We start from the raw sequence: 25,941 nt of genomic DNA on the forward strand, positions 1-25,941 counted from the left end.
TGCCGTCCAGCGGCGCCGTGACAGGTCAGCGGCCGCTGGTTCCCGTACCGCTCGGCCCTCCGTCGGTACCGTCGGTACCGTCGTCGCCGTTGGTTCCGTCGGCGTTGCCGGCGCCGTCCCCACGGCTCGGGGAGCCGGCGTCGATGGCCCTGGCCTTGCGGAACACCATCAGCATGGCGACCACGACGACGAGGACGCCGCCGATGGCCACCGGCCAGACCCAGCCGGCGACAGGTCCGGCGGGTGCCTGGCTGTTCTCGGCCGTGGCCTCGCCGGACGCCGGGTCGGTGGCCGCGGTGCCGGGTTCGGCGGTTGCCGCCGTAGTCGCGGGATCCGTGGCGGCGGTGCCGCCATCCTCGGCCGGGGAGCCGGCGCCATCGGTGGCGGTCCCGGCGCCATCGGCGCCCGTGCCGTCCTCACCCGGGGAGGCGTCCGAGGAGACCGGCGCGTCCGGGTTCGGCACCCCACAGTCCTCCGGGGCTGCCGATTCGGGTGCGGCCGGGTCCTCCAGCGTGAACTCGTAGCCTTTTTCCTCGGAGTGGCCGTCGGAATACACGACGCGGTAGTCCACCGTGTATTCGCCGTTGGGCAGGCCCTCGCACAAAGCGGCGGTGAGACTCGGGCCAGTGACCTCGGCTTCGCCGTCCTGCCACTGGTGGCCGTCCTCGTCCGTGACCGTCACGAGGTTCTGAATGCCCTGGCCGGTGGTCAGGTTGCCGGAGAATTCCAGGCCGATCTCGGCCGGGGTCTCGAGGACGGCGGTGCCGGCAGCCGGGGTGGCGGACAGCAGCTGATCGTGTGCCGCCGCCGGGGAGGCGGTGGCCAGGATGAGGAGCGCGGCGGTGGGCCGCCGTGCCAGCCCCCATGCCGCGGGCGCGCCGGGAGTGCGGGGTTCGTGCAGGAGTGGTTGTTCTGTGCGTGGTCATGGTGTCCTTCACAGCCCGCGCCGTGAACGGCACTGGGCAGGGGTCTGTCGGGTGGAGGGTGGGGCTTGCCTGGCGGAGGATCAGGGGAGGATCAGGCGGCCAGGGCGAACTCCGGCGGACCGCGCAGACGCTGTGACGCCAGCAGCACCTCATCCGGACGTCGCGCCACCCGGACAGCGCGGACGGCCACCCGGCGGACGGGCACGTCTGGGACCCACCGGGCCAGCCGAGCGCCCGGGGACCGCAGGACGAGCCCGACGGCGAGTGCCCCCACCCGCGCCGCGAGCAGTTCCCCGCGGCGCAGGACCAGGACGGTCCCGACGGCGGGCAGCACGTGGGCGAGCACCATCGCGGCGGAGAGCGTAGTGAGGGCGTCGTCGGCGACAGCGGGGCTGGGCACACCGACCAGGGAGCCGGCGCCGAGATCGCCGGACTGGTGGGCCTGGTCTGCGGACCCCGGATGGCCTACTTGTCCTGCATGGCCCGCCGCCGCCCTAAGCCTGCTGAGTGCGCCGGCATCGGCGGGCACGGCGGCGATGGAGTAGAGCCAGTGGAAGAGCAATTGGCTGGCGCCCACCCCGGAGGCCAGGCGCCACCAGGACAGCCGGCGCCCGGCCAGCGCGGTGCAGAGGGGGCCGGCCAGCGCGAGGGTGAGGATCCAGACGATCGGTGCCGGACCGGCGTCGTGCAGGTGAGCTGGAAGATTGCCGTGCGCGGGCAGATCAGCCGAGCGCGTGGAAACGGACGCAACGGTGTGGGATCCTGCGGCCCAGAGGGTGGCGACGACGGCGGCCGCCCAGCCGCGCAGTAGGCGGGCGTGGCCGCGCACCGGGGTGGCGCGGGGCGCCGGGTACCGAGCAGGGTCTGTGTCCACCGTGCACCTCCCGGGCGTCGAGCGCTTGGACCGTCCTCTATGCTACGAAGATTCTACCGGCTGTAGAAAACTGCGAGACCGGGCGGACGAGGGCCCGGGGCGCCAAGGTGTTAACCGACGAAGGCGCCCCACCGAGTGGAGCGCCTTCGTCGATGGCCGGGTGGCCGGACCTGTGGGGGCCCTGGCCGGGGCCGTTCTGGATCACTTGCCGGTGGCAGCAGCCTTCAGCTTGGAGCCAGCGGAGATCTTGACCGAGTGGCCGGCCGGGATCTGGATGGTCTCACCGGTCTGCGGGTTGCGGCCGGTGCGGGCGGCGCGATCGGTGCGCTCGACGGCGAGCCAGCCGGGGATGGTGACCTTCTCGCCCTTGGAGACCTGGGCGGAGAAGATCTCGAAGACGGCATCCAGCACGCCGTTCACGGCGGCCTGGGAGTTGCCGGTCTTCTCGGCGGCGGCGGCGACAAGTTCACTGCGGTTCATAGCCATGTGTCCTCCTGGACTTCGATGGTGGTTTCCGTTGGCCCGAACCGGTCAGATCCGGGCACGTGCTTCGAAAGCTACCACCCGACAGCGCGGAAACACGCCGTGGAAGCCTGCAAACACGCGGATTCTGGGCGAATTTCCACAAATTTCCGCCTTCGGGGGCCCTCCTAGCGGCAACGGGCCCTCTCCGCAGGGGAGAGAGCCCTTCGACCCAGGGGGCCAGGCCACGGTGGCCCAGGCCTGCCGGGCGGTGGTCGCGGCCGGTCAGGAGGTGCGCCCCGAAAGGCCATCTAGAGGGTTGCCGGCACCAGGGACGGAGAACGGCCGAAGGGGTGGGAGACCCAACGGTCTGCCACCCCTTCGGATGGTGTGTTTGGCGCCGGGAGGCACCGTCACCGGGCCAGCGGCCGGCGGGTTGTCACCGGGTAGACGTCACCAGGACGACTTGGTGATGCCCGGCAGCTCGCCACGGTGGGCCATGTCACGGAAACGGACACGGGAGATGCCGAACTTCTGGAAGGTACCGCGCGGGCGGCCGTCGATGGCATCGCGGTTGCGGACGCGGACCGGCGAGGCGTTGCGGGGCAGCTTCTGCAGGCCCACGCGGGCGGCCTCGCGCGCTTCGTCAGAAGCGTTCGGGTCGACCAGGGTCTTCTTCAGCTCCAGGCGCTTCTCGGCATAGCGGGCAACGATGACCTTACGCTGCTCGTTCTTGGCAATCATGGACTTCTTAGCCATGCCTCAGCGCTCCTCTCGAAATTCGACGTGCTGGCGTGCGACCGGATCGTACTTCTTGAGCACGATGCGGTCCGGGGTGTTGCGGCGGTTCTTGCGGGTCACGTAGGTGTACCCGGTGCCGGCGGTGGACTTCAGCTTGATGATGGGACGTACGTCCTTGTCCTTGGCCATGTCAGAGCTTCACTCCCTTGGCGAGCAGGTCGGCGATGACGGCGTCGATACCGCGCACGTCAATGGTCTTGATGCCCTTGGCGGACAGGGTCAGCGTCACGTTGCGGCGCAGGGACGGAACCCAGTAGGTCTTCTTCTGGATGTTCGGGTCGAACCGGCGCTTGGTGCGACGGTGCGAGTGGGAAATGCTGTGGCCGAAACCTGGCCCAGCCCCGGTTACCTGGCAGTTTGCTGCCATGATCACTCCTCGTTGCAAGTAGTAGTAAAAGAACGGGCGGAACCCGTTGTGAAGCCTCCGGACGAACCGGGCGCTCCACGAGTCCCGCCACCAGTTGTGACACCGCGCTCTTACTGCGACTTTCCGAAGGGGTAACCAGGCTGGGTGAGATCCAACCGAAGTGCCCTATATCGCGGGGGAAGACGGTGAGTCCCCAGCCGGCGCCGGTGAAGGCTGGCCGGAGATCCGGTTACGGGAAGCACGTTGTTTTCCGATGTCCTGGCGACCCCTGCCGAACAGGGGCACACCACAACTCAACGCGGCTTAACGCCGTTCCATCTTAGGGCACAGTCCCGCATCGTTCAAACCGGAGGAGCGGCGCTGGTCAGCCGGGCGGGCGCCGGTCAGCCAGGGTGAGACCAGACGGGCGCACCGGGGGCCGGTCAGGCAGGTCGGGGCTGGTCATTCGCCAGGGCTGGATCCCGGAAGACCCAGTGGTCCGGGTCCAGGTGCGCGAGAATTTTGGAGCCGATCCGACCGAGGTCGGCCAGATCGCGGTCATCCAGGCTGTCCAGCAACCGCGCGCGCACGCTGGCCACGTGGTGGGGGGCCAGCCGGACGATCTCAGCCATCCCTCCCTCCGTGATGACGGCCATGGTGACGCGGGCGTCCTCGCTCGAGGGGTTACGTCGCATGAGGCCACGACCCTCGAGCTTGCGGGCCACATGGGACAGCCGTGACAGGGAGGAGTTCGTGCGGGCGGCCAGCTCGCTCATCGGCAACGCCTCGGCGCTCTCGGAGAGCATGGCCAGCACCTGGTACTCGAAGAAGCTGACGGTGCCCTCCACCTGAAGGTCGGCCTCCAGCGTGGGCATGAGCTGCATGTGGGTGGCCACGAGGGTCAGCCAGGCCCGGCGCTCCGCGGCGGACAGCCAGCGGACGCCGTCAAGGCCGGTCTCCGCGGAGGAGTCCGCGCCCGGGTCCGCCTGAACAGAATCTCTCACGGAGTCCATGGTGCCATGGTGCCATTCCGCCGGCCGTGCCCGGCACGCATCACGCCACGTGAACATCCTGGTTCGACTTGGTTCGCCATGGTCCGCGCTGGTTCGCACGTGTTCGCATTCGTCCGCGCAGGCCCGCCGTCGCGGTACATCAGGCATGCTGGTGGACGGGAGTGTTCCCTGACACGTCACGATGGACACCCCACCACGCCCGCCGGCCAGTACCAGGAGAGTCGATGACCATTCTGCCCGTGACCCCTGACCCGTCCATCAGTGAGGACCTGCTGGCCGCCGGCCGCAAGGCCTACGACCTCGACCGCGAGCACGTGTTCCACTCGTGGAGCGCCCAGCGGACCATCACGCCGATGACGGTCGTCAAGACCGAGGGCCCGTACATCTGGGACGGGCAGGGCCACCAGCTCATCGACTTCTCCTGCCAACTGATCAACACGAACATCGGCCACTCCCATCCGAAGGTCGTGGCCGCCATCCAGGAGCAGGCCGCGGACATCGCCACCATCAACCCTGCCCACGTCAACGCCGCCCGGTCCGAGGCGGCCCGGCTCGTGGCGGACCTGGCACCCGGGGACCTGAACCATGTGTTCTTCACGAACGCCGGGGCGGACGCCGTGGAGCACGCCGTCCGGATGGCCCGGGTCCACACGGGCCGGCCCAAGGTGCTGTCCGCCTACCGCGCGTACCACGGGGGCACGGACCTGGCCTTCGCCCTGACCGCCGATCCCCGGCGGAATCCCGTCGACACGGCGACGGCCGGCGTCGCGCATTTCATGCCCTCCTATCCGTACCGCAGCTACTTCAACGCGGCCACCGAGCAGGAGGAGTCCGAGCGCGCCCTGGCGCACCTGGAGCAGACCATCCTGCTGGAGGGGCCGCAGTCGATCGCGGCGGTGATCCTGGAGTCCGTCCCCGGCACGGCGGGGATCTATGTGCCTCCGGCGGGGTACCTGCAAGGCGTGCGGGAGCTGACACGCACGTACGGCATCCTCTTCATCGCGGACGAGGTCATGGTGGGCTTCGGCCGCACCGGCCAGTGGTTCGCGGTCAACCACTGGGGCGTGGAGCCGGACCTGCTGACCTTCGCCAAGGGCGTGAATTCCGGTTACGTGCCACTCGGCGGGGTCGCCCTCTCGGACGCGGTCTACGAGACCTTCGCCGAGACCCCCTACCCCGGCGGACTGACGTACTCCGGCCACCCGCTGGCCTGTGCCGCGGCTGTGGCCACGTTGACCGCGATGCAGGACGAGGGCATGGTGGCCAACGCGGCACGGCTGGGTGAGGAGATCATCGGACCGCGCCTGCGGGAGATCTTCGAGGCGCACCCCTGCGTGGGAGACGTCCGCGGTCTCGGCGCCTTCTGGGCCGTGGAGCTGGTGAAGAATCGGGAGACCAAGGAGCCCATGGCTACCTATGGCGGTTCCTCGCCCGAGATGAATGAGCTCGTGGCCGAGTGCAAGAAGCTCGGTCTTCTGCCGTTCCAGAACATGAACCGCATCCACGTGGCGCCTCCGCTGAATGCCCCGGACGAGGTGGTGCGCCACGGACTGGACATCCTGGACCAGGCGCTGGCCGTCACCGACCGGTACGTCACCGGCTGATCCGGCGACCGGCCGACGGGCCGGGGCGCAGCAGCGGCGGCAGTACCCCCATCAGCACCGCGATCACGAGGGCGGTGGCACCGGTGATCCACCAGGCCACGTCCGTGGCCACCAGGACGTGGGCGATGAACGCCACGCAGCCGGCCAGCAACAGCCCCATCCCGGCCAGGCAGATCCGCACCACGCGGTCCCCGAGCGCCACGGTGCGGTTCTTGACGAGCCGGCCGAAGAAGCGCCGGTGGATCACCACGGGCAGCAGCATCAGGACGGTCAACAGCACCGCCGTCACGAGCAGCGCCAGGTACCACCCCTGGAGGTGGCTGGCGACCTCCGCGAACCGGGCCTGGAACGGCAGCGTCATCAGGAACGCCGTGACGATCTGCGTCCCGGTCTGCATCACCCGCAACTCCTGGAGCAGGTCACTCCAGTTGCGGTCCAGCTTCTCCCCCGGCGTCTCATGCCGGAAGGCCGTCTCCGGGGAGCCGTTCTCATCGGCCTGCGCCGGGGATTCCCTCTCTCCGGCTGGCTCGGGGCCGAGTTCCGCGCGGCTCACGGAATCTCCCAGCGCACCTCGTCAGGGGACTTGTCCTCGCGCCAGCCACGCCACGAGGCCTGGCGGACCCGGCCGGAACGGGTCCGGCCGGCCAGCGACACCTCACCCACCAGGGACGGGGTGACCCACCAGGCGTCGGACCGGTCCCCGGCGGGCACGTCCGGCACCGGCGGGGTCTTGCGGTGCAGGCGCCGCAACCGGGACTCGGCCTCTGCCAGCTGGGTCGCCGAGAATCCGGTCCCCACGCGCCCGGCGTAGCGCAGCTCACCCTCCTCGTCCGGGACGGCCACCAGCAGGGAGCCGATCCCGCCCGACCGTCCTCCCCTGCCCTCCCGGGCCCCGATGACCACGACCTCCTGGTGCTGTTGCAGCTTCAGCTTGATCCAGGCGGAGCCGCGCCGCCCCGGCAGGTACAGCGAGTCCGTCCTCTTGGCGACCACGCCCTCGAGCCCGAGATCGCGGCTGGCCCGCTGGGCCCGGGCGAGCGTCCCGCGGTATCCCGGAGGCACGGACACCACGTCTCCGTTGCCGACGCCGGCCTCCAGGATCTCTCGACGCTCACCGTAGGGGGTGCGTAAGAGGGAACGGATGTGCCGTCCCGAGCCGCCCGGCGGCCCCAACTGGAGGACGTCGAACACCAGATACCGCAGTTCGATGTCCTCCGCATCGACGGTGGCCCCGTCGGTCTGACGGGTCCGTCCGGTCCGGCTGGACCGGTCCTGACGCCGCATTCCCCGGCTGGTGCGGCCGCTGACCTCCTGGAGCAGTCCGAAGTCCGGCCGGCCCTGGCCGTCCAGGGCCACCACCTCCCCGTCGAGTACCGCCCCGCCGTACTCCTCCGCCGGTCCGGTGAGCAGCTCGGTGAGTTCCTGCAGGGAGGGGTAGTCGGCCGTCAGATCCTTGCCGTTGCGGCTGGCCAGGACGACCTGTCCGGGCGACACCCCGGCCAGGAGGCGGTAGCCGTCCCACTTCATCTCGTAGGACCAGTCCTCGTCCGCCGTGAGGTCGGAGGGCTGACCGGCGGTAGCCAGCATCGGAGCGGGCAGGTCTGCCACCGTGAAAGCGGAGTCCTCTGAACCTTTCGCCGCAGGTTTCCCGGTGGCCTCCTCCGCGGGTTTCCTGGCTGGTTTCGCAGCAGGTTTCCCCGCAGGTTCCCCGGTGGCCTCCGATGCGGGTGGTGTGGGGTTCGCCTCCGGCTGGTCCTGCATGAGGTGGAGCAGCCAGTTGTCCTCCCCGCCCATGCCGAGGGCGTTGATGAGGGCGTAGCGCCGCTGCACCCCGCCGAGGCCGCCGTCCGGCCGCCCGGACAGCACCGCGATGACCTCCTTGCCCTCCCGCCACTTCTCGATCTCGATGGTCCCGGCGTCCCAGATGGTGACCTCCCCGGCGCCATACTCGCCCTTCGCGATGGTGCCCTCGAAGGTGCCGTACTCCAGGGGGTGGTCCTCGGTCTGGACGGCCAGCCGGTTGGTCTCGGTGTCCAGGGGTGGCCCCTTGGGCACCGCCCAGGACACGAGCACCCCGGAGTGCTCGAGCCGGAAGTCCCAGTGCAGGCGCCGGGCGTGGTGTTCCTGGATGACGAAGGTCGGCCGCTCGTCTTTCCCGAGCTGCCGCTCCGCCGGCGCCTCCTCCGGCACCGGCTCGGCCGTCTTGGTCGCATCCCGCATGGACCGGTACTTCGCCAGGCGGTCGATCGCGGCGCCGGTGCCTGCGCTGCGGGCGTCTGTGCCGTCCGGCACCCAGCCGAGGGGAGCCAGGGGGTCCTGGCCGTCGGCGACCCGCTCCAGCACCTCCCCGAGCTCCAGGTGCTTGAGGTCTGGGTCGTCCAATTCCGCCCAGCTGCGCGGCGCGGCCACCCGGGGCCGGTCCCGCCCCCGCAGCGAGTAGGGAGCCACGGTGGTCTTGGACCGGTAGTTCTGGCTCCAGTCCACGAACACCTTGCCGGCGCGGCTGGCCTTGCGCATGCTCGAGATGACCTCGTCCGGGTGATCGGCCTCGAGCGCCCGAGCCAGCTCGTGGGCCACGGCGCTGATGGCGTCCGCGTTGTGCTGGCCGTCCAGAGCGGCGTAGAGGTGGATTCCCTTGGATCCCGAGGTCACGGGGAAGGACTCCATGCCCATGTCCGCGAGGATGTCCCGGCACCAGCGCGCCACCTCGGCACAGTCGGCCAGGCCCACCCCCTCCCCCGGATCCAGGTCCAGCACCAGGCGGTCCGGATTGCGAGGCTGTCCGTTCCGCCCGAAGCGCCACTGGGGGGTGTGCAGTTCCAGGGCGGCGACCTGGGCGAACCAGGCCAGCACGGCCGGCTCGTTGGCCAGCGGATAGGTGTTGGTGTGATCGGAGTGCTCGATCCTGCCGGTCGGGATCCAGGACGGCGCCGAGTCCTCCAGGTCCTTGCGGAAGAACACCTGTCCGGGCTGCTCCGCCGTCCCCACGCCGTCCACCCACCGCTTGCGGGTGACCGGGCGATGGGCCACCTGCGGTATGAGCACGTCCGCCACCGCGAGGAAGTACTGCATGATCTCGGCCTTGGTGGTGCCGGTGGCCGGGTAGAGCACCTTGTCGAGGCTGGAGACGGAGAGCTGGTGTTCACCGACGGTGTAGGTCTGCCGCGCGGATCGTGCCATGTGAACCCTCCCGCAACGGTCGATCGGGGCCTAGGCTGGCCTCCATGCGAGCCGTTTGGTCTGGATCTATTACCTTCGGACTGGTGAACGTCCCTGTCAAGGCGTATTCGGCGACGAAGAGACATGATGTCGCCCTGCACCAGGTCCACGATGCCGATGGCGGGCGGATCCGCTACCAGCGGCGATGCGAGGTGTGCGGGAAGAAGATCGACTACGAACACATCGACAAGGCCTATGAGGACGGCGAGCAGACGGTGGTGCTGACGGACGAGGACTTCGAGTCCCTGCCGGAGACCCAGAACGACGAGATCGAGGTGGTGCAGTTCGTCCCCTCGGACCAGATCGATCCCCTCACGCTCGGCAAGAGCTACTTCCTGGAACCCCAGGGCAAGTCCCCCAAGTCCTATCTGTTGCTGCGGCAGGCCCTGGAGGACACCGACCGCACCGCCGTGGTGACGTTCTCCCTGCGGCAGAAGACCCGCCTGGGGGTGCTGCGGGTCCAGGACCGGATCCTGGTGCTGCAGTCCATGCACTGGGCCGATGAGGTCCGCGAGGTGGACTTTCCCGCCGTCCGGTCCCGCGCCAAGATCGGCGCCAAGGAGAAGAAGCTGGCGTCGGCGCTGGTGGACCAGTTCGCCTCCGACTTCACGCCGGAGGACTTCGTGGACTCCTATCAGGTCGAGTTGCGCCAGCTCATCGACGCGAAGCTCGAGCAGGGCGAGGCCCTGGACACCGAGGCCACGTTCGGCGAGCGTCCGGACGAGTCGGACGGCGGGGACACCGGCGAGGACGCCGAGGTCATCGACCTGATGCAGGCCCTGAAGGCCTCCCTGGACAAGAAGCGGGGTGGCCGCAAGACCGCAGCGAAGAAGTCCCGATCCACGTCCGGGACCAAGGCGTCGGGAACGGAGAAGCCCGACTCGAAGGCGTCGAGTTCGAAGACGTCCGGAGGCCGGAAGACAGGTGCGAAGAAGTCCGGCTCGGCCGGCAAGAAGCCGACGAAGTCCAGCGCGACGTCCGAAGAGAAGTCCGGCTCCCGCCGCCGCAAGAGCGCCTGAGATGGCCCGGCTGCGGAGGTCGACGCCGGGCACCGGGGGCTACACCCGGCGCCGGGCGGGCACGGGGTTCAGTTACCGTGGTGCCAACGGGCACCGGATCACCAACGCCGCCACCCTCGAACGCCTCCGGGCCCTGGCCGTCCCGCCCGCGTGGACGGACGTCTGGTTGGCCGCGGATCCCCAGGCGCACATCCAGGCCACCGGGGTGGACGACGCCGGCCGGACCCAGTACCTCTACCATCCCCAGTGGCGTGCCCGGCGCGATGCCGAGAAGTACGAGCGGGCGCTGTCCTTCGCCGAGGCCCTGCCCGCGCTCCGCCGCCAGGTGACCCGGGACCTTCGCCCTGCCGCTGCGGCCGGCGCGAACGGGGACGCGGCGGGCCGGCGTCGGACGCTGGCGGCCGCCGTGCGGCTGATGGACCGGACAGCCTTGCGGATCGGCGGCTCCGAACACACGGGACAGCTGGAGGCCTTCGGGGCCACCACCCTGCAGCGCCGGCATGTGGACGTCCATGTTCCCCACGTGCACCTGGTGTTCCGCGGCAAGTCCGGCAGTGCGTGGGACGTGACGGTCAAGGACCCGGACCTGGCGGACTTCTTTGACGGCATCCCAGCCACCCCGCGCACCGCGCCGGCGGTGGCGTACCCCGTCAGAGCCGGCCGGCGCCGCCAGTGGAAGGGCGTGACGGCGGCGGAGGTGAATGACTACCTCAAGGACCTGGCCGGGCTGGAGTTCACCGCCAAGGACTTCCGCACGTGGCAGGGGACCGTGGCGGCGGCGCGATCCCTGGCCCGGTCCCACCGGGCCGGAGTGAGCGGCCCGGAGGCGGTCAAGATCGCCGTGCAGGCCGCGGCCGAACTGCTCCACAACACGCCCACCGTCGCCCGGGAGTCCTACGTGGACCCCCGGGTGGTGGACCTGTTCGAGCGCGGACGGGTAATGGACCTGGACCGTCAGCCGGACCGGGCGCTGCTGCAACTGCTCACCGGCGGTGACTAGTGGTTGCGCAGCTTCTCGATCAGCTCGTCTTTGCGGAGATCGGAGTAGCCGGAGAGGTCGAGTTCCTTGGCGCGGTCCTTCAGCTCCTCGACGGTCCAGTCGTCATAGGAGCCGGACTCGCCGCCGCGCTCACCCACCTCGGACCGGCTGTCCCGGGCGGCGGCATTCGAGATCCGGGCCGCCTTCTCCTTGCTGGCCCCGTCCTCGCGGAGGGATTCGTACATCTCCTCGTCCTTGATCTGCGGGGCGTCGGATTCCTTGGATGCATTCTTCTTGGCCATGCGGCCAGTCTGCTCCCGGCGAGCGGTCCGTTTCAACAGCTCGCTGATTGTTGAACAATGCATTGCCATGATTGTTGAACAACCTGTAGTGTTCCCACAGATTCGATCGGTGACCGGCATCACGCGCCCCCTGGAAGGACCACATGAAGGAACCCATGCAGGACCCCGCCCTCGCGAACGCCCCCACCGCGCGGAAACGGCGGCCGAGGAACGCCCAACGCACGGCCCTGCTCGGTGCCCTGTTCCTCATGGCGACCAGCGCCATCGGTCCGGGCTTCATCACCCAGACCACCACGTTCACCGTCCAGCTCGGCGCTGCCTTCGCCTTCGCCATCCTGATCTCGATCCTCGTGGACATCGCCGTCCAGCTGAACGTCTGGCGCATCATCGGCATCTCCGGACTGCGCGCCCAGGAACTCGGCAACAAGGTCCTGCCGGGCATCGGCTGGGTGCTCGCGGTCCTGGTCTTCGCGGGTGGTCTGGTCTTCAACATCGGCAACATCGCCGGAACCGGCCTGGGCGCCAATGCCATGCTCGGCGTGGACCCGAAGATCGGCGGCCTGGTCTCCGCGGTGGTCGCCATCCTGATCTTCCTGTCCAAGCGGGCCGGCATGGCCCTGGACCGGATCGTCGTGATGCTCGGTGCCGTGATGATCCTGCTCATGCTCTACGTGGCCGTCGTCGCCGCGCCACCCGTCGGCGAGGCCCTGAAGAACACGGTCATGCCGGAGACCGTGGACATCCTGGTCATCACCACCCTGGTGGGCGGCACCGTGGGCGGCTACATCACCTACGCCGGTGCTCACCGCATGATCGATTCGGGCATCCGCGGCCCGGGCGCCGTGAAGGAGATCACCCGCACCTCCGTCCTCGGCATCATCGTCACCGGCGTCATGCGGGTGCTGCTGTTCCTGGCGATCCTCGGTGTGGTGGCCGGCGGCGTGGCCCTGACGAGTGACAACCAGGCGGCTGAGGCCTTCCAGCACGCCGCCGGCGAGATCGGGCTGCGGATGTTCGGCGTGATCCTGTGGGCCGCCTCGGTGACCTCGGTGATCGGCGCCTCCTACACCTCGGTCTCCTTCATCACCAGGACGGACGGCAGCCCCCGCCGCCGCAACCTGCTCACCGTGGCCTTCATCGCCGTCTGCGCCGTGATCTACGCCTTCCTGGGCCAGGCGCCCCAGACCCTGCTGGTGTTCGCGGGGGCGTTCAACGGCCTCATCCTGCCCATCGGCTTCGCCGTGCTGCTGTGGGTCGCCCTGCGCCGCCGGGACCTGCTGGGCGGCTACCGCTACCCCGTCTGGCTCATCGTCATCGGGGTGATGGCCTGGCTGGTGACCGTGTTCCTCGCCGTCTACTCCTTCGCCCCCGCCATCGACCTGCTGACCGGGGCCTGAACCGCATGAGCGAGAACCTGTCCACCCTCTCCCCCGCCGAGGCCCGGGCGCGCTTCCGCGCCGGGCTGGTGCGGCCGACGTCGGGCATCTCCGCCGGGTATGCCCAGGCCAACCTGATCATCGTTCCGGCGTCCCACGCCTTCGACCTGCTGCTGTTCGCCCAGCGCAATCCCAAGCCCATGCCCCTGCTCGGCGTGCTCGACGCCGGCCAGGTCACCTCGGGCCTGCTGGCCGGCGGTGACATCCGCACGGACGTCCCGCGGTACGTGGTCTACGAGGACGGGGTGCCGGTGGCGGAACCCACCGAGATCACCGACTGGTGGCGGGACGACCTCGTGACGTTCATCGTCGGCTGCTCCTTCACCTTCGAGGCGGCACTGGTGGCCGGCGGCGTGCCGGTGGCCCACCAACAGCAGGGGGTGAACGTGCCGATGTACCGCACCTCGACCCGGTGCGCCCCGGCCGGGAACCTGGCCGGGCCCCTGGTCGTCTCGATGCGGCCGGTCCCGGCGTCCCAGGTGGCCGACGCCGTCCGGATCACCTCCCGCTATCCCGCGGTCCATGGGGCACCCGTGCACGTGGGGTCGCCGCACGAACTCGGGATCACGGACCTGTCCCGGCCGGACTTCGGCGATCCTGTTCAGATCCCGGCCGGGCATATCCCGGTCTTCTGGGCCTGCGGGGTGACCCCGCAGGCGGCCGTCATGGAGTCGCGGCCCCCGCTGGCGATCGGCCACGCGCCCGGCCACATGCTCATCACCGATGCGCGGGACTCCGACTACCTGGTGCCCTGACCCGGGTCAGCGCCCCCAGCGGTCCAGGTGGCCCAACAGTTCTGCCTCGGCGGTGTCCAGATACGTCCGCAGGGCGGCGGCTGCCTCCTCGCGGCGGCCGTCCCGCAGCATCCGGACCAGGTCACGGTTGTGCTCGGCGTACCCCGAATGGAAATCGGGGGCATCGGACATCCGGTAGAACACCAGCCGCATCCGGGCCAGCGTCCGGTCCATGACCGTGGACAGGGTCGGCGAGCCGGCCATCGCCACGATCACCCCGTGCAGCTGCTGATTCGCGTCCGCCATGCCGGGGACGTCACCGGCCGCGAGCGCGTCGAGCGCGCGCCCGACGATCTCGTCCAGCTCGGCCAGCGCCGGAGCGGTCAGCTCTCCCCAGAGCAGGGCGGCCGGCTCGATCATCCGGCGGATCCGATAGATCTCGCGGATGTCCTCCGCATCCGGCTTGGCCACGAAGACCCCGCGGTTGGGCACGCGTTCGACGATCAGCTCCTCCGCGAGCGTCCCGAAGGCCTCGCGCAGGGTGTTCCGGGAGACGGCCAGCTCGGTGGCGAGGGCCTGCTCCGCCAGCTTGGCCCCGGGCAACAACTCACCGCGGGAGATCCTGGCCCGCAGGAGGTGCGCGGCCCACGCCCCCGTGTGCGCGTGCGCGGCCCGCGCCGTGGGTGCCGGGGCTGGGGCTGGGGCTGGGGCTGACGGCTCAGTCAAGGCGACCCAGCTCCTGCCCACGTTCCACCGGATCACCCGGCGTGAGTCCGGCACGGGCGAAGACACCGGCCGCCGGCGCGGGCACGGCCGTCTCCATCTTCATCGCCTCCAGCACCACCAGATCCTCCCCGGCGGCCACCTCGGCCCCGTCCTCCACGAGCCACGTCACCACGGTGCCGTTCATCGGGGCGGGGACGACGCCGGCCCGTTCCCCTGAGGGGGCGGGTCCCGGCCCGCCGTCGGTCCCCGTGGCGTCACCGTTGCCGCTGCTGTTGCCGCCACTGCGCAGGGCACGCACCAGTTCGGCGGGCAGGCCGAGGCTGACGGCCTTGCCGTCCACGGTCACGGTCATCTCGGTGCGTTCGGCTCCGGGGGCGGCGGCGGCCAGATAGGGCGAGGCCTCCAGCTCGGCGGCGAAGGTGGACTCGATCCAGGTCGTGTGGACGCCGAGACTGTCCTGCGAGGTGAAATCCGGGTGGTCCAGAACGGCCTGGTGGAACGGGACCACCGTCGGCAGGCCACGGACGGCCAGTTCGCGCAGAGCCGTCCGCGCCCGCCGGAGGGCCTGCTGGCGGTCCTCCCCCCAGACGATGAGCTTGGCCAGCAGCGAGTCGTACTCGGCCGGAACGGTGGATCCCGAGCGCACTCCGGTGTCCACGCGGATCCCTGCACCGGTGGGCGCCTCGAAGGCCTCGACCGTTCCCGGGCAGGGCAAAAAGCCCAGGGCCGGGTCCTCGGCGTTGAGCCGGAACTCGAGGGCATGGCCGCGCGGGGCCGGGTCCTCGCTCAGAGAGAGCCGCTCCCCCGCGGCGATCCGGAACTGTTCACGGACCAGGTCCACGCCGGTGGTCGCCTCGGTGACGGGGTGCTCCACCTGGAGGCGGGTGTTGACCTCGAGGAAGGAGATCAGTCCGTCCGGGGCCACCAGGTACTCGACGGTCCCGGCGCCGGTGTACCCGGCCTCGCGGCAGATGGCCTTCGCGGAGGCATGGATGCGCTCGAGCTGCTCCGTAGTCAGGAACGGGGCCGGGGCCTCCTCCACGAGCTTCTGGTTCCTGCGTTGCAGGGAGCAGTCCCGGGTACCGGCCACCACCACGGTGCCATGGGTGTCCGCCAGCACCTGCGCCTCCACGTGCCGCGGCTTCTCCAGAAACCGTTCCACGAAGCACTCGCCGCGACCGAAGGCCGCCACGGCCTCCCGCACGGCGGAGTCGAAGGCGGACTCCACCTCCTCCATCCGGCGCACGATCTTCAGACCGCGGCCCCCACCACCGAAGGCGGCCTTGATGGCCACGGGCAGGCCGTGCTCCTCGGCGAAGGCCCGCACCTGGGCGGCGTCCTCTGCCGGCCCATCGGTTCCCGGGACCAGGGGTGCCCCGGCGGCCACGGCGATCCTCCGGGCCGAGACCTTGTCCCCGAGAGCACGGATCGCCGCCGGGGACGGACCGATCCAGGTCAACCCGGCCTCCATCACGGCCTCGGCGAAGTCCGCGTTCTCGGACAGGAAGCCGTAGCCCGGGTGCACGGCGTCGGCCCCGGAGCGCCGGGCGATCTCCAGCAGCCTGCCGATGTCCAGGTAGGTGTCCGCGGCAGAGGTGCCCTCCAGCGCATAGGCCTCGTCAGCGAGGTGCACGTGCAGCGCGTCCGCATCCGGATCCGAGTACACGGCCACGGAGGTGAGGCCGGCATCCGTGCAGGCGCGGGCCACGCGCACGGCGATCTCCCCGCGGTTGGCGATCAGGACCTTGGTCAGGGTTGCGTGTGGGCTCATGGATCAATCCTCTCGGGGACGGTCTCCGAGGAGACGGTCGCGGGCGGGGTGGTCTGGGGCGGGGCGGCCTGGGTCGGGGTGGTCAGCACGAACCGGACGTGCGCCCCGGGGGGCAGCTGCGCGGCCAGGGTCAGGTCCTCCGGGAGCACGACCCCGATCACGGGGTAGCCGCCGGTGACGGGGTGATCGGCCAGGAACAGCACGGGCAGCCCGGACGGTGGCACCTGCAGCGCACCGGTCACGGCTCCCTCGCTGGCCAATTCGCCATCCCGCCTCCGTTCCAGGGGTTTGCCGGCCTGCGCCGTCCCGCCCTCGGACACGGCGAGCCGCACGCCGATGCGGTTGGATTGGTCCGTCACGAGCCAGTCCTGGCCGGCCAGCCGGTCCAGCCCTGCCGGGCCGAACCAGTCGTCGCGGGGTCCGGGGACCACCCGCAACACGGTCGTCGCCTCGGCCCGCGGCATCGGGCGCAACGGCGCTTCAGCGTTCCCGACGGCGGCATAGCGCGGGCCCGCGCCCGCCGGGACCTCGGTGCCGGCGACCAGCGGTGCGGGCCCGAGCCCGGACAGGGAGTCCGTCGAGCGGCTGCCGAGCACGACGTCGGCCTCCAGTCCTCCGCGCACGGCCACGTAGGTGCGCAGCCCGGCCGTGGGCTCGCCGATCTCGAGGGTCTCTCCGTCATAGAGGGCGAAGGGCGCCCGATGGGCCACGGCCCGGTCGGACGGCAGCCCGCCTGCGACGGCCGTGATGACCGCCGGGGTCTCGGCACCGGTCAGCGCCAGGACCTGGTGTCCGCGTGCGCGCAACCGCAGTCCGCCGAGCAGCGTCTCGATCACGGCCGCTCCCGGGGCGTTGCCCACGACTCGGTTCGCCTGTCGGGCCGAGTCTGCGTCTGCGGCACCGGCGGCGGAGACCCCGAGGTCGCCCTGTCCCGGACGGCCCTGGTCTTGGATGAGCGACTGCAGCCCGGGGTGTTCGATGACCACCGCTGGGCCGGTGCCGGTCGCCGCGGTGCCGGCCGGCGTCGTACCGGGGTCACTGTTTCCCGCCGGTCCGATGCGCGCCTGCTCCCGGACCGCCCGGTAGCGGACGCGGTCCCCCGGGGCCACCAGCGCGGGCGCCGGACGGTCCAGGTCCCACAGGATGGCGTTGGTGCGGCCGATCAGTTGCCAGCCGCCCGGGGAGGACCGGGGGTAGACGGCGGAGAAGCGTCCGGCCAGGGCCACCGAACCGGCCGGGACCGTGGTGCGGGGGCTGTCGCGGCGGGGGATGTCCAGGACGCGGCCATCCGCTGGGTGGTCGACCAGGTGGTCCGCTCGGCTGGCCGCCGGCTGGTCCGCCGGCCCGTCCGCCGGCACCAGGTAGGTGAATCCGGGAGCGAAGCCGCCGAAGGCTCCGATCCAGTCGGTCCCGGTGTGCCAGCAGATGAGTCCGTCCCGGCCCAGGCCGGTCAGGTTGCCGACCTCGTCCAGGTCCTCGCCGTCGTAGACGACCTCGATCTCCACCAGACCGCCCGCCTGCAGATCACCCTCCACCGGGCCCCACGTGCGCAGGACCTCCACGGCAGACAGGGCCGCCCCGCGATGGGAGAAGGACAGCGCCAGGGTCTCGGCGGCGGCCAAGACCTCGACCTGGCCTGGCAAGGGATCGGAGGCGAGACGGGCGCGCATCGCCACCACGTCGGCCAGGGACCCGCATTCGAGGAGGAAGGCCCGGGTGCCGGACCAGCGGACACCGCGCGGGGTTGCGTCTGCCACCGCGCGGTGGGTGCCGGGTGCGGTTCCGCTCACGCGAAGGAACCGATCCGCACCCCGGCCCCCTCGAGGCCGGCCCGGACGGCGGCCGCCATGGCCACCGCCCCGGGGGTGTCACTGTGGACGCAGATGCTGGCCGCCTCCACCCGGATCTCCGTGCCGTCCACCGCGGTCAGTGTTCCCTCGGTGGCGAGCCGGACCATGCGTTCGGTGATCAGCTGCTCGTCCTGGAGGACGGCGCCGGGCTCACGGCGGGAGACCAGGGTCCCCTCCGGGGTGTAGGCCCGGTCGGCGAAAGCCTCCGTCACCACGCGCATCCCCTCGGCCGAGGCCATCTCGGCGGCCACCGCCCCGGGCAGCAGGAGGAGCGGCAGCTCGGGATCGTAGGCCTTGACGGCGTCCACCACGGCGCGGGCATGCACCGTGTGGTGGACGATCGTGTTGTACAGGGCGCCGTGGGGCTTGACGTACCGGACGGCGGCCCCGGCCGCACGGGCCATCGCCTCCAGGGCACCGATCTGGTACAGGACGTCGTCGGCCAGTTCAGTGGGCGAGCAGTCCAGGAACCGGCGGCCGAAGCCGGCCAGATCCCGGTAGGCCACATGCGCGCCGACCGTGATCCCCGCCGCCGCGGCATCCCGGCAGGTCTGCGCTATGACCGACGGGTCGCCGCCGTGGAAGCCACAGGCGACGTTCGCGGAGGACACCGAGCGGAAGATCGCGGCGTCGTCGCCCAGGGTGTACGAGCCGAAGGACTCGCCGACGTCACTGTTCAGGTCGATCTGTGCTGTGCTGCCCTGTGCGTTCACGGTGGTGACCTCCGTCTCTCTTCATGGTCACCCCAGCATGCCCCACAGCCACCGATTGTTCAACAATCCGACCCTGTGGGGCAGCTCAGGATCCACCGATCGGCGCCGTGAACTCGTCAGTGAACGCCGGGGCCGTCCTCAGGAATGCGGCACGACGACGGCGCGGCCGGAGACCTTCCCGTCCACCAGGGCCCGGTAGGCCTCGAGGGCCCGGTCCATGGGGTAGGTCGTGTACATCGGCTTCACCTGCCCGGCCTTGAACAGGTCGACCACCTCGTAGAGCTCCTCGATGGTGCCCCAGTAGGTGCTGGTCAGCTCCACCTCGTAGGGGGCCGTGAAGAAGGACCAGTCATAGGAGCCTCCGGCGATCCCGACGATCGTGCAGCGGCCCTGACGTGCCGTGGAGCCCATCGCGGTCCTCACGGTCGGCCCGACGCCCACGAAATCGAACGCGGCGTCCACGCCCTTGCCCCCGGTGAGCTCGCGGATGCGCTCGACCTGGCCCTCGCCACCCGGCACGGTGACAGCCCCCAGCTTCTCCGCCTCGGCCATGGCCTCCGGCTTCATGTCCGTGGCGATGATGGTGGCACCCGTGAGGGCCTTGAGGATCTGCACGCCGAGCAGACCGAGGCCCCCCAGGCCGATGACCAGGGCGTACTTGCCGCCACCGTTGAGGTGCGGCAGAGCCAGCTTGATCGCGTGGTACGGAGTCAGCGCGGCGTCGGAGAGGGAGGCGGCCGCGACAGGATCGGCGTCCCCCAACGGGACCAGGTTGCGGGCGGGTACGCGCACGTACTCGGCCATGCCGCCGTCGCGCCCCAGGCCGACGCCCAGGTATGGCATCGTGGCCGCGTTCTCGCAGTAGGTGTCCTGGCCGCGCGAGCACGCCCGGCAGTGCTGGCACCCGATGGGCCCGTAGACGAGGTAGGCGTCTCCCTTGTTCAGGCCGTCCACGCCAGGGCCGAGTTCCTCGATCCAGCCGGAGTTCTCGTGGCCCAGGGTGAAAGCCGGGGGAACGGCGCCCGGGGCTCCCTCGGTGAAGTCCTGGAAGATCGCCACGTCGGAGTGACAGGCTCCGGCTCCGGCCACCTTGAGCAGGACCTCGCCGGGACCGGGAACCGGCTTCTCCACGTCCTTGAGCTCGGGGAAGGTCTGGTAGTTCTCAAACACGACGGCACGCACGGGTCCTCCTGGAAAGCGGGCTTGGCATGGTCCGGTGACCACTATCCGAGTCCTACACGCCGCCGACAGCACGGCGCAAGGGTTCCTCTCACTCCGCGATACCAGCCGTGGAGGCCGTGCCCGTCAGAGCCAGGGGGCGCGGGCCCTGCCCTCGCGCCGCAGGTCCGCCACCGATGCCGCTCCCATGAGCATCATCGCCACCCGGGTCTCCTCGGCGAGCAGCTCGATGGCCCGTTCTACGCCCTGCCGCCCGCCGGCCATGAGGCCGTACAGGTAGGCCCGGCCGATGAGGGTGAAGTCCGCCCCCAGTGCCAGTGCCGCCACGATGTCCGATCCGGTGAGGATGCCGGAGTCCAGGATGATCTCCACGTCCGGTCCGGCCTCGGCGCGCACCTCGGACAAGGCCTTGAGGGACACGGGAGCCCGGTCAAGCTGGCGGCCGCCGTGATTGGAGACCACGAGCCCATCGGCTCCGGCGTCCAGCGAGCGCCGGGTGTCCTCCGCGGTCAGCACGCCCTTGACGAACAGCCGGCCGGGCCACACGCTGCGGATCCACTCCAGGTCCTGGATGGACAGGGTGGGGTCGAACATGCTGCTGATGATCGCGGGCAGGTCCTGCGCCGAGGTGCTGAGCGAGGCGAAGGACAGCGGGTCGGTGGTCAGGAAGTTGAACCACCACTCGGGCCGGTGGCTGGCATCCAGCACCGTCTTGAGGCTCAGCCGGGGCGGGATGGTCATGCCGTTGCGCACGTCCCGCAGCCGGTTCCCCGCCACCGGGGTGTCCACCGTGACCAGCAGCGTTCCGAAACCGGCCGCCGTCGCGCGCTCGATCAGGTCCAGCGACCGCTGCCGGTCCTTCCAGAGGTACAGCTGGAACCACCGGGTGCCCGGGGTTCCGTGCAGTCGGGTCCCGACGGCGTCGCTCACCTCGGCGACCTGCTCCAGTGAGCGGGTGCCCATGGTGGAGAGCGTAAAAGGGATCCCCGCGGCGGCCGCCGCGGCCGCGTCCTCACCCTCAGCGTGCATGAACCGGGTGAAGCCCGTGGGGGCGATGCCGAAGGGCAGCGCCGAGGTGGCTCCGGCGATGGGCGTGCTCAGGTCCGCCGCGGCGGTGCCGTGCAGGATCCGCGGCAGCAGTTCCGTGGCGGCGAAGGCCTCCCGCGTGCGCCGGGCCGTCAGCTCCTGACCGGCAGCACCGTCCACGTAGTCGAAGGCCGGGCGCGGGGTGCGCCGCTGCGCGATGGTCCGCAGATCGTCGATGTCCGCGGCGCGGGCCAGCCGGGCGGCCCGGCGGTCCAGTCCGGGGCGGCCGAACTGCATCAAGGGCCGCAACTCGGAGATCCGGGGGAACTGCCGTCTCATCAGGTCCTTCCGTTCAGGCTGGGTACTCAGGCCGGTTACTCAGGCCGGGTAGAGGGGATTGTGGCCGTCGGCCACCCGCTCGGACTCGCGCACCGGCCCCGGGGCGGTCCCCTGCCCGAAGGGCGAGCCGCCGAGCTCCTCGCGCCCGTGCTCGGTGAGCCAGCCGCCCAGATCGGGGCCCCGCGGCACGATCCCGGTCGGGTTGATGTCCCGGTGCACCTCGTAGTAGTGGCTCTTGATCTGCGTGAAGTCGATCGTGTCCCCGAAGCCGGGCGTCTGGAACAGGTCCCGGGCGTACCCCCACAGCGCCGGCATCTCGTCCAGTTTGTTGCGGTTGCACTTGAAGTGACCGTGGTAGACGGGGTCGAAGCGGGCCAGGGTGGTGAAGAGCCGCACGTCGGCCTCGGTGATGGTGTCCCCCATCAGGTACCGTCGGTCCCTCAGCCGCTCCTCGAGCCAGTCCATGGCCGTCCAGAGACGCTCATAGGCGGAGTCGTAGGCGTCCTGGGAACCGGCGAAGCCGCAGCGGTACACGCCGTTGTTGACCTCGGTGAAGATGCGGGTGACCACCTCGCGCATTTCCGGCAGCTGCTCCTTCGGCACCAGGTCCGGTGCGCCCTCACGGTGGTGTTCCTTCCACTGGGTGGAGAAGTCGAGGGTCATCTGCGGGTAGTCGTTGGTCACCACGGCGCCCGTGGGGATGTCCACGATCGCCGGGACGGTGATGCCGCGAGGGTAACCGGGGAAGCGCCGGTAGTAATTCTCCTGGAGGCGCTCGGTGCCCAGGACGGGGTCCTTGCCGCCGGGATCCAGATCGAAGGTCCAGGACCGCTCATCATGGGTGGGGCCCGGGGTGCCGAGGGAGAGGACGTCCTCCAGGCCCAGGAGCCGGCGCACGATGATGGTGCGGTTGGCCCAGGGACAGGCCCGGGCGGCCACCAGACGGTAGCGGCCGGGTTCCACCGGCCAGGCCTCTGCGCCGTCCGTCAGCCCGCCCCGCGCCCGGCCGATCTGGTCACCGGCGACCCGCGGAGCGGCCAGTGCGGCGGCCGGGTCAGCGACGATCCGGTCCTGGATGTAATTGGTGTCCCGGGTGAATTCCTGCCCGGCCATCACGTAGCTGCCCTGTCGGTTCTCGTTCTGGTCCATACACTGAGCCTATGGCCTCCACCTCACCCCTCCCAGCACCTCTGCCGGAGCAGTCGCCGGCCTCCGCGCCCGCACCACAGGCGGACTCGCACCTGACGACGTCCGTCCTGGCGGACAACCCCTCGGGCATGACACTGGAGGGCACCAACACCTATCTGGTCGGGGATCCTGACGCCGAGACCGTGGTCCTGGTGGACCCGGGTCCCGCGGAGGGTGCCGAGCAGCACCTCGAGGCCGTGCTCGAGGCCGCCGGTGGCCGCCGGGTCGAGCTGATCCTCGTGACCCATCACCACGGGGACCACACCGGCGCCGTGGACCTCTTCGCCGCGCACACCGGGGCGCCGGTGCGCGGCGGCTCCCCGGACTGGGCGCGCGGCGGGGCACCCCTGGTGCCGGGCGAGCGGATCCCGGCGGCCGGCGTCGTGATCACCGCCTGGCACACGCCCGGCCACACCGCGGATTCCTACTCCTTCGCCCTGCCCGACGACGGCGCGGCCGGCTCGGTGCTGACCGGGGACACGGTGCTGGGCCGGGGGACGACGGTGATCGACCACCCGGACGGCACGCTCGCGGACTACCTCCACTCGCTGGAGACCCTCATCGCCCTCGGGGACGCCACGGTGCTGCCGGCCCACGGTCCCGTCCTGCCGTCCATGGCGCAGGTCGGGGCGATCTACCGCAACCACCGGCGGCAGCGCCTGGATCAGGCACGCCAGGCGCTGGCGGGCCTGGAGGAGGGGCAGCGGCACACGTCCTCGATCGACGAGCTCGCCCGGCTGCTCTCCCACACCGTGTACCCGGACATCGACGAACGGGTGCGACCCGCCGCCGTCAAGTCCCTGTCCGCCCAGTTGGCCTACCTGGAGACCGAGGTCTGACGAGGACTGACATCGGCCGCTGCCGAGAGTGTCCAGACTGTGATCTCCCGCGCCGCCGATCTGCCGTCATTCACGGCGTGTGCGCGAATATCATGGGATGCGGAGGGCCCACCACCTCCACCCCCACCTCCCGAGTACTTTTCGGCAGTCGGACGACAGTCCTGAAGCAAGGCGGACCACGTGGCAGAACAACTCGATGAACGCTCACTCCAGCAGGACGAGTTCGTCCCGGTCGGCGCCTCACCCCGGGGCACCGGCCAGACGATCCTGATCACCGGTGCCACCGCCGGGCTGGGTGCGGAATTCGCCCGCCAGCTCGCCGGTCAGGGCCACCACCTCGTGATCACCTCCCGCAACCCCCACCAGCTGGTCGCCAAGGCACGAGGTCTCGAGGCCCAGTACGGCATCAGCGTGGAGACCCTCACCACGGACCTGTCCACCGCGGAGGGCGTTGAGGTGGTGGCCGCGCGGTTGCGCCAACGCGAGCAGCCCATCACCATGCTGGTGAACAACGCCGGCTCCGGACTGGCCACCGAGTTCCACGCCAGTGAGGCGGAAGACGAACTGGCCATGCTCAAGCTGCTCGTCGAGGCACCGATGCTGCTCTCCCACGCCGCCATCCAGGCCTTCCTGGCCCGCGGTGGCGGCCGGGTCATCAACGTCTCCTCCGTGGCCGGCTTCCTCCCCGAGGGCAGCTACGGCGCCGCGAAGGCCTGGTCCATCAGCTTCAGCCGATGGGCCAACACCCGGTACAAGCCGGACGGAGTCACCATCACGGCCCTCTGCCCGGGACCGGTGCGGACCGAGTTCCACACCCGGGCCGGCATCGACACCTCCAAGAGGCCCAAATGGGCCTGGATGGACGCCGAGGACGTGGTGCGCGAGGGCCTGACCGCCGCCGCCGAGGGCCGGAGTGTGTGCATCCCCTCCCGCCGGTATCGTTCCCTCATGACGGCCGCCCGGTTCAGCCCGGATGCCGTGGTGGAGCGGTTCAGCCGGATCGAGCCCAAGGCCACCTAGCCCCTGACGACGAGAGAAGGACTGACCATGACCATTCTCGTCGGTTACACGGCCAGCAAGGAATCCAGGGCCGCACTCGAGGAGGCCATCCGCATCGCCCGGTTGACCCATGAGGGCCTGCTGGTGGTCAACGCGGGTCCCGGCGGGGAGCACCAGCACGGCTCCATGGTCACCGAGGACCAGCAGCTGGAACTCCAGAGCCTCCTGGACTCCACCGGCCTGTCCGCCGAGTTCCGCCAGTACGCCCGTGGCCGCTCGACGGTGGATGAGCTCAAAGACGTGGCGGACGAGGTCCAGCCCTCCGTCGTGGTCATCGGCCTCAAGCGCCGCGGCACCTTCGGCCGCTTCGTCATGGGTTCCGTCTCGGACGGGCTGCTCAAGGAGCTCGACCAACCCGTGCTCTGTGTGAAGGAGAATCCCGCCAAGCCCTCCGGCGTGGTCCGCGATGCACCGTCCAAGGACATCACCGCCGTCCCGGAGCCGCGGCCTCTGGAGGAAATCCCGGACAACTCCGATGCCACGGACGTCACTGACTCGGCCAGTACCGACACCGGCCCTCGGCGTTAACCTGACGGCCCGGCTGATCCGGCCGGTCCGGACGGGTCGCATGGGCCGGCTGTCCAGCAGGCCCGAAGACCGGCAGACCGCGTCCCCGGGCACCAGGCCTCGCGCTATCGGGCGGACACCATGGTCAGCGGCGAGGGATTGCCGCGGGTGGCGGTGAGGGTGAAGCTGGCGGTCCCGGGCAGATACCTGTCATCGGAGGCCTCGACCGGGGCGCCCGTGCGGGTGAAGGCCCGGCGGCGCACCCGGAGCAGCGGCGTCCCCACCGGGACCTGAAGCAGGCCGGCATCATCCTGGTCAGCGCCGATGGCGTCGATGGTCCGGGTGGCATGGTGGATGTCCACCCCGGATTCGATCAGCCGCTGATAGATGGACCCGGAGTCCGTGTCGAAGGACAGGACATGCTGCCCCACCTCGAGGGGGTAATTGAGGCGCTCGACCATGGCCGGCGCCCCGTCCAGGAGTCGCAGGCGGAAGACCGAGACCACCGGGGCGCCGACGTCCAGTTCCAGCGACGCGGCGAGAGCGGGCCACGCCGGGCCGCGGGTGACGGTCTGGGTGGCCTGCCCCGGCTCGAAGCCCGATTGACGGCACCACTCGGAGTAGGAGATCACCCCGTCGAAGGATTGGGTGGGGACATCGTCCAGAACAGTCGACCTCCGTCCCCGGCCGGAGGTGATCAGCCCCTCGGTGCGCAGCGTGGCCATGGCCTGGCGGACCGGCCCGCGGGAGGAATTGAACCGTTCGCAGAGCTCGGATTCCGAGGGCAGCGGGTCTCCCGGAACGAACTCCTTGCGGTGGATGGCACTCCGGAGATAGGCGGCGATCTCCTCATGTTGCTGACGTGCGGCAGTCGTCGTCACTTCGGGCTCCCCCTCGAGCTCAGCAGGGTCCGGCGAAGATGCCGGCGGCCCCGGGTGCGGTGGTCACGTGGGTTCCTCGAGTGGCGTTGTCTCGCCGTCCAGGAGGCTGGCCCACGAATGAAGCCTATCTATACATCATCGAAACGCG

26 protein-coding genes are annotated in these 25,941 nt (G+C 70.4%); 8 read left to right on the top strand and 18 right to left on the bottom strand.

What is annotated here, in order from left to right; genetic code table 11:
* Positions 1-25 precede the first annotated feature (25 nt).
* The 7 genes from RUH65_RS00615 to RUH65_RS00645 all read right to left on the bottom strand — a co-directional run bounded on the left by RUH65_RS00615 (position 26) and on the right by RUH65_RS00645 (position 4,341).
* Complete coding sequence (locus tag RUH65_RS00615; protein WP_313815322.1) at positions 26-901, bottom strand: copper resistance protein CopC; 876 nt, start codon at positions 899-901, stop codon at positions 26-28.
* Positions 902-1,017: 116 nt separating this feature from the next.
* On the bottom strand, positions 1,018-1,800 hold the full coding sequence (locus RUH65_RS00620; RefSeq protein ID WP_313815231.1) for a hypothetical protein: 783 nt from the start codon (positions 1,798-1,800) through the stop codon (positions 1,018-1,020).
* A gap of 201 nt (positions 1,801-2,001) precedes the next feature.
* On the bottom strand, positions 2,002-2,286 hold the full coding sequence (locus RUH65_RS00625) for an HU family DNA-binding protein (protein ID WP_115932098.1): 285 nt from the start codon (positions 2,284-2,286) through the stop codon (positions 2,002-2,004).
* A 429-nt stretch (positions 2,287-2,715) separates the two neighbouring features.
* Positions 2,716-3,021 (bottom strand): 30S ribosomal protein S14, encoded by a 306-nt coding sequence (rpsN, locus tag RUH65_RS00630; protein WP_115932099.1) that lies wholly within the window; start codon positions 3,019-3,021, stop codon positions 2,716-2,718.
* A 3-nt stretch (positions 3,022-3,024) separates the two neighbouring features.
* Positions 3,025-3,192: a 50S ribosomal protein L33 gene (gene rpmG / locus RUH65_RS00635; protein ID WP_159552753.1), complete on the bottom strand. Its 168-nt coding sequence runs from the start codon at positions 3,190-3,192 to the stop codon at positions 3,025-3,027.
* A 1-nt stretch (position 3,193) separates the two neighbouring features.
* Positions 3,194-3,430: a 50S ribosomal protein L28 gene (gene rpmB, locus RUH65_RS00640; protein ID WP_115932101.1), complete on the bottom strand. Its 237-nt coding sequence runs from the start codon at positions 3,428-3,430 to the stop codon at positions 3,194-3,196.
* Positions 3,431-3,852: 422 nt separating this feature from the next.
* Positions 3,853-4,341, bottom strand: coding sequence for a MarR family winged helix-turn-helix transcriptional regulator (locus RUH65_RS00645; protein WP_396179355.1), 489 nt, complete (start codon positions 4,339-4,341; stop codon positions 3,853-3,855).
* A gap of 305 nt (positions 4,342-4,646) precedes the next feature.
* Here RUH65_RS00645 and RUH65_RS00650 point away from each other — a divergent pair, with 305 nt between their 5' ends.
* The gene (locus tag RUH65_RS00650; protein WP_313815235.1) at positions 4,647-6,026 is read left to right on the top strand and encodes an aspartate aminotransferase family protein; all 1,380 of its coding nucleotides are present in this window, start codon (positions 4,647-4,649) and stop codon (positions 6,024-6,026) included.
* Here the strand turns inward: RUH65_RS00650 and RUH65_RS00655 are convergent.
* Positions 6,016-6,579 (bottom strand): DUF6328 family protein, encoded by a 564-nt coding sequence (locus tag RUH65_RS00655; RefSeq protein WP_313815236.1) that lies wholly within the window; start codon positions 6,577-6,579, stop codon positions 6,016-6,018. The two genes, RUH65_RS00650 and RUH65_RS00655, sit on opposite strands and share 11 nt — an antisense overlap.
* Complete coding sequence (locus tag RUH65_RS00660) at positions 6,576-9,206, bottom strand: ATP-dependent DNA ligase (protein WP_313815238.1); 2,631 nt, start codon at positions 9,204-9,206, stop codon at positions 6,576-6,578. Before RUH65_RS00660 ends, RUH65_RS00655 begins: the two co-directional genes overlap by 4 nt.
* 44 nt (positions 9,207-9,250) lie before the next feature.
* Between RUH65_RS00660 and RUH65_RS00665 the strand changes: the two genes are divergently transcribed.
* A complete protein-coding gene (locus RUH65_RS00665) occupies positions 9,251-10,264 on the top strand; it encodes a Ku protein (RefSeq protein WP_313815239.1) in 1,014 nt (337 codons plus the stop codon).
* A 1-nt stretch (position 10,265) separates the two neighbouring features.
* Entirely contained in the window at positions 10,266-11,264 is a 999-nt protein-coding gene (locus RUH65_RS00670; RefSeq protein ID WP_313815240.1) for a DNA topoisomerase IB, read from the top strand.
* Here the strand turns inward: RUH65_RS00670 and RUH65_RS00675 are convergent.
* Positions 11,261-11,545, bottom strand: coding sequence for a Rho termination factor N-terminal domain-containing protein (locus RUH65_RS00675; RefSeq protein ID WP_313815241.1), 285 nt, complete (start codon positions 11,543-11,545; stop codon positions 11,261-11,263). The two genes, RUH65_RS00670 and RUH65_RS00675, sit on opposite strands and share 4 nt — an antisense overlap.
* Positions 11,546-11,700: 155 nt before the next feature.
* Here RUH65_RS00675 and RUH65_RS00680 point away from each other — a divergent pair, with 155 nt between their 5' ends.
* Positions 11,701-12,942, top strand: a complete 1,242-nt coding sequence (locus RUH65_RS00680; protein ID WP_313815324.1) for a divalent metal cation transporter — start codon at positions 11,701-11,703, stop codon at positions 12,940-12,942.
* A gap of 5 nt (positions 12,943-12,947) precedes the next feature.
* Positions 12,948-13,736 carry a putative hydro-lyase gene (locus tag RUH65_RS00685; protein ID WP_313815243.1) on the top strand — a complete coding sequence of 263 codons (789 nt, stop codon included), beginning with the start codon at positions 12,948-12,950 and terminating at the stop codon, positions 13,734-13,736.
* 6 nt (positions 13,737-13,742) lie between these two features.
* Here the strand turns inward: RUH65_RS00685 and RUH65_RS00690 are convergent, their stop codons facing one another.
* From RUH65_RS00690 to RUH65_RS00720, 7 genes are all read right to left on the bottom strand, one after another.
* Positions 13,743-14,441 (bottom strand): GntR family transcriptional regulator, encoded by a 699-nt coding sequence (locus RUH65_RS00690; RefSeq protein ID WP_313815244.1) that lies wholly within the window; start codon positions 14,439-14,441, stop codon positions 13,743-13,745.
* Entirely contained in the window at positions 14,434-16,212 is a 1,779-nt protein-coding gene (locus RUH65_RS00695) for a biotin carboxylase N-terminal domain-containing protein (protein ID WP_313815245.1), read from the bottom strand. Before RUH65_RS00695 ends, RUH65_RS00690 begins: the two co-directional genes overlap by 8 nt.
* Positions 16,209-18,002 (bottom strand): carboxyltransferase domain-containing protein, encoded by a 1,794-nt coding sequence (locus RUH65_RS00700; RefSeq protein ID WP_313815246.1) that lies wholly within the window; start codon positions 18,000-18,002, stop codon positions 16,209-16,211. The genes RUH65_RS00695 and RUH65_RS00700 overlap by 4 nt, the downstream gene beginning before the upstream one ends.
* Positions 17,999-18,775, bottom strand: a complete 777-nt coding sequence (locus RUH65_RS00705) for a 5-oxoprolinase subunit PxpA (protein ID WP_313815247.1) — start codon at positions 18,773-18,775, stop codon at positions 17,999-18,001. The genes RUH65_RS00700 and RUH65_RS00705 overlap by 4 nt, the downstream gene beginning before the upstream one ends.
* A 138-nt stretch (positions 18,776-18,913) precedes the next feature.
* Positions 18,914-19,957, bottom strand: a complete 1,044-nt coding sequence (locus tag RUH65_RS00710) for an alcohol dehydrogenase catalytic domain-containing protein (RefSeq protein ID WP_313815248.1) — start codon at positions 19,955-19,957, stop codon at positions 18,914-18,916.
* Between the two features lie 123 nt (positions 19,958-20,080).
* Positions 20,081-21,319 carry an alpha-hydroxy acid oxidase gene (locus RUH65_RS00715; RefSeq protein WP_313815249.1) on the bottom strand — a complete coding sequence of 413 codons (1,239 nt, stop codon included), beginning with the start codon at positions 21,317-21,319 and terminating at the stop codon, positions 20,081-20,083.
* Between the two features lie 39 nt (positions 21,320-21,358).
* Positions 21,359-22,468, bottom strand: coding sequence for a glutathione S-transferase C-terminal domain-containing protein (locus RUH65_RS00720; protein WP_313815250.1), 1,110 nt, complete (start codon positions 22,466-22,468; stop codon positions 21,359-21,361).
* 11 nt (positions 22,469-22,479) lie between these two features.
* Between RUH65_RS00720 and RUH65_RS00725 the strand changes: the two genes are divergently transcribed.
* The 3 genes from RUH65_RS00725 to RUH65_RS00735 all read left to right on the top strand — a co-directional run bounded on the left by RUH65_RS00725 (position 22,480) and on the right by RUH65_RS00735 (position 24,933).
* Positions 22,480-23,346: an MBL fold metallo-hydrolase gene (locus RUH65_RS00725; RefSeq protein WP_313815251.1), complete on the top strand. Its 867-nt coding sequence runs from the start codon at positions 22,480-22,482 to the stop codon at positions 23,344-23,346.
* A gap of 180 nt (positions 23,347-23,526) precedes the next feature.
* On the top strand, positions 23,527-24,366 hold the full coding sequence (locus RUH65_RS00730; protein WP_313815252.1) for an SDR family NAD(P)-dependent oxidoreductase: 840 nt from the start codon (positions 23,527-23,529) through the stop codon (positions 24,364-24,366).
* Between the two features lie 27 nt (positions 24,367-24,393).
* Positions 24,394-24,933, top strand: a complete 540-nt coding sequence (locus RUH65_RS00735) for a universal stress protein (RefSeq protein WP_313815253.1) — start codon at positions 24,394-24,396, stop codon at positions 24,931-24,933.
* Between the two features lie 104 nt (positions 24,934-25,037).
* Here the strand turns inward: RUH65_RS00735 and RUH65_RS00740 are convergent, their stop codons facing one another.
* The gene (locus tag RUH65_RS00740; RefSeq protein ID WP_313815254.1) at positions 25,038-25,793 is read right to left on the bottom strand and encodes a GntR family transcriptional regulator; all 756 of its coding nucleotides are present in this window, start codon (positions 25,791-25,793) and stop codon (positions 25,038-25,040) included.
* Between the last annotated feature and the right edge of the window lie 148 nt (positions 25,794-25,941).

The sequence above is a fragment of the Citricoccus sp. genome (assembly GCF_032154715.1).
Classification (GTDB): Bacteria; Actinomycetota; Actinomycetes; order Actinomycetales; family Micrococcaceae; genus Citricoccus.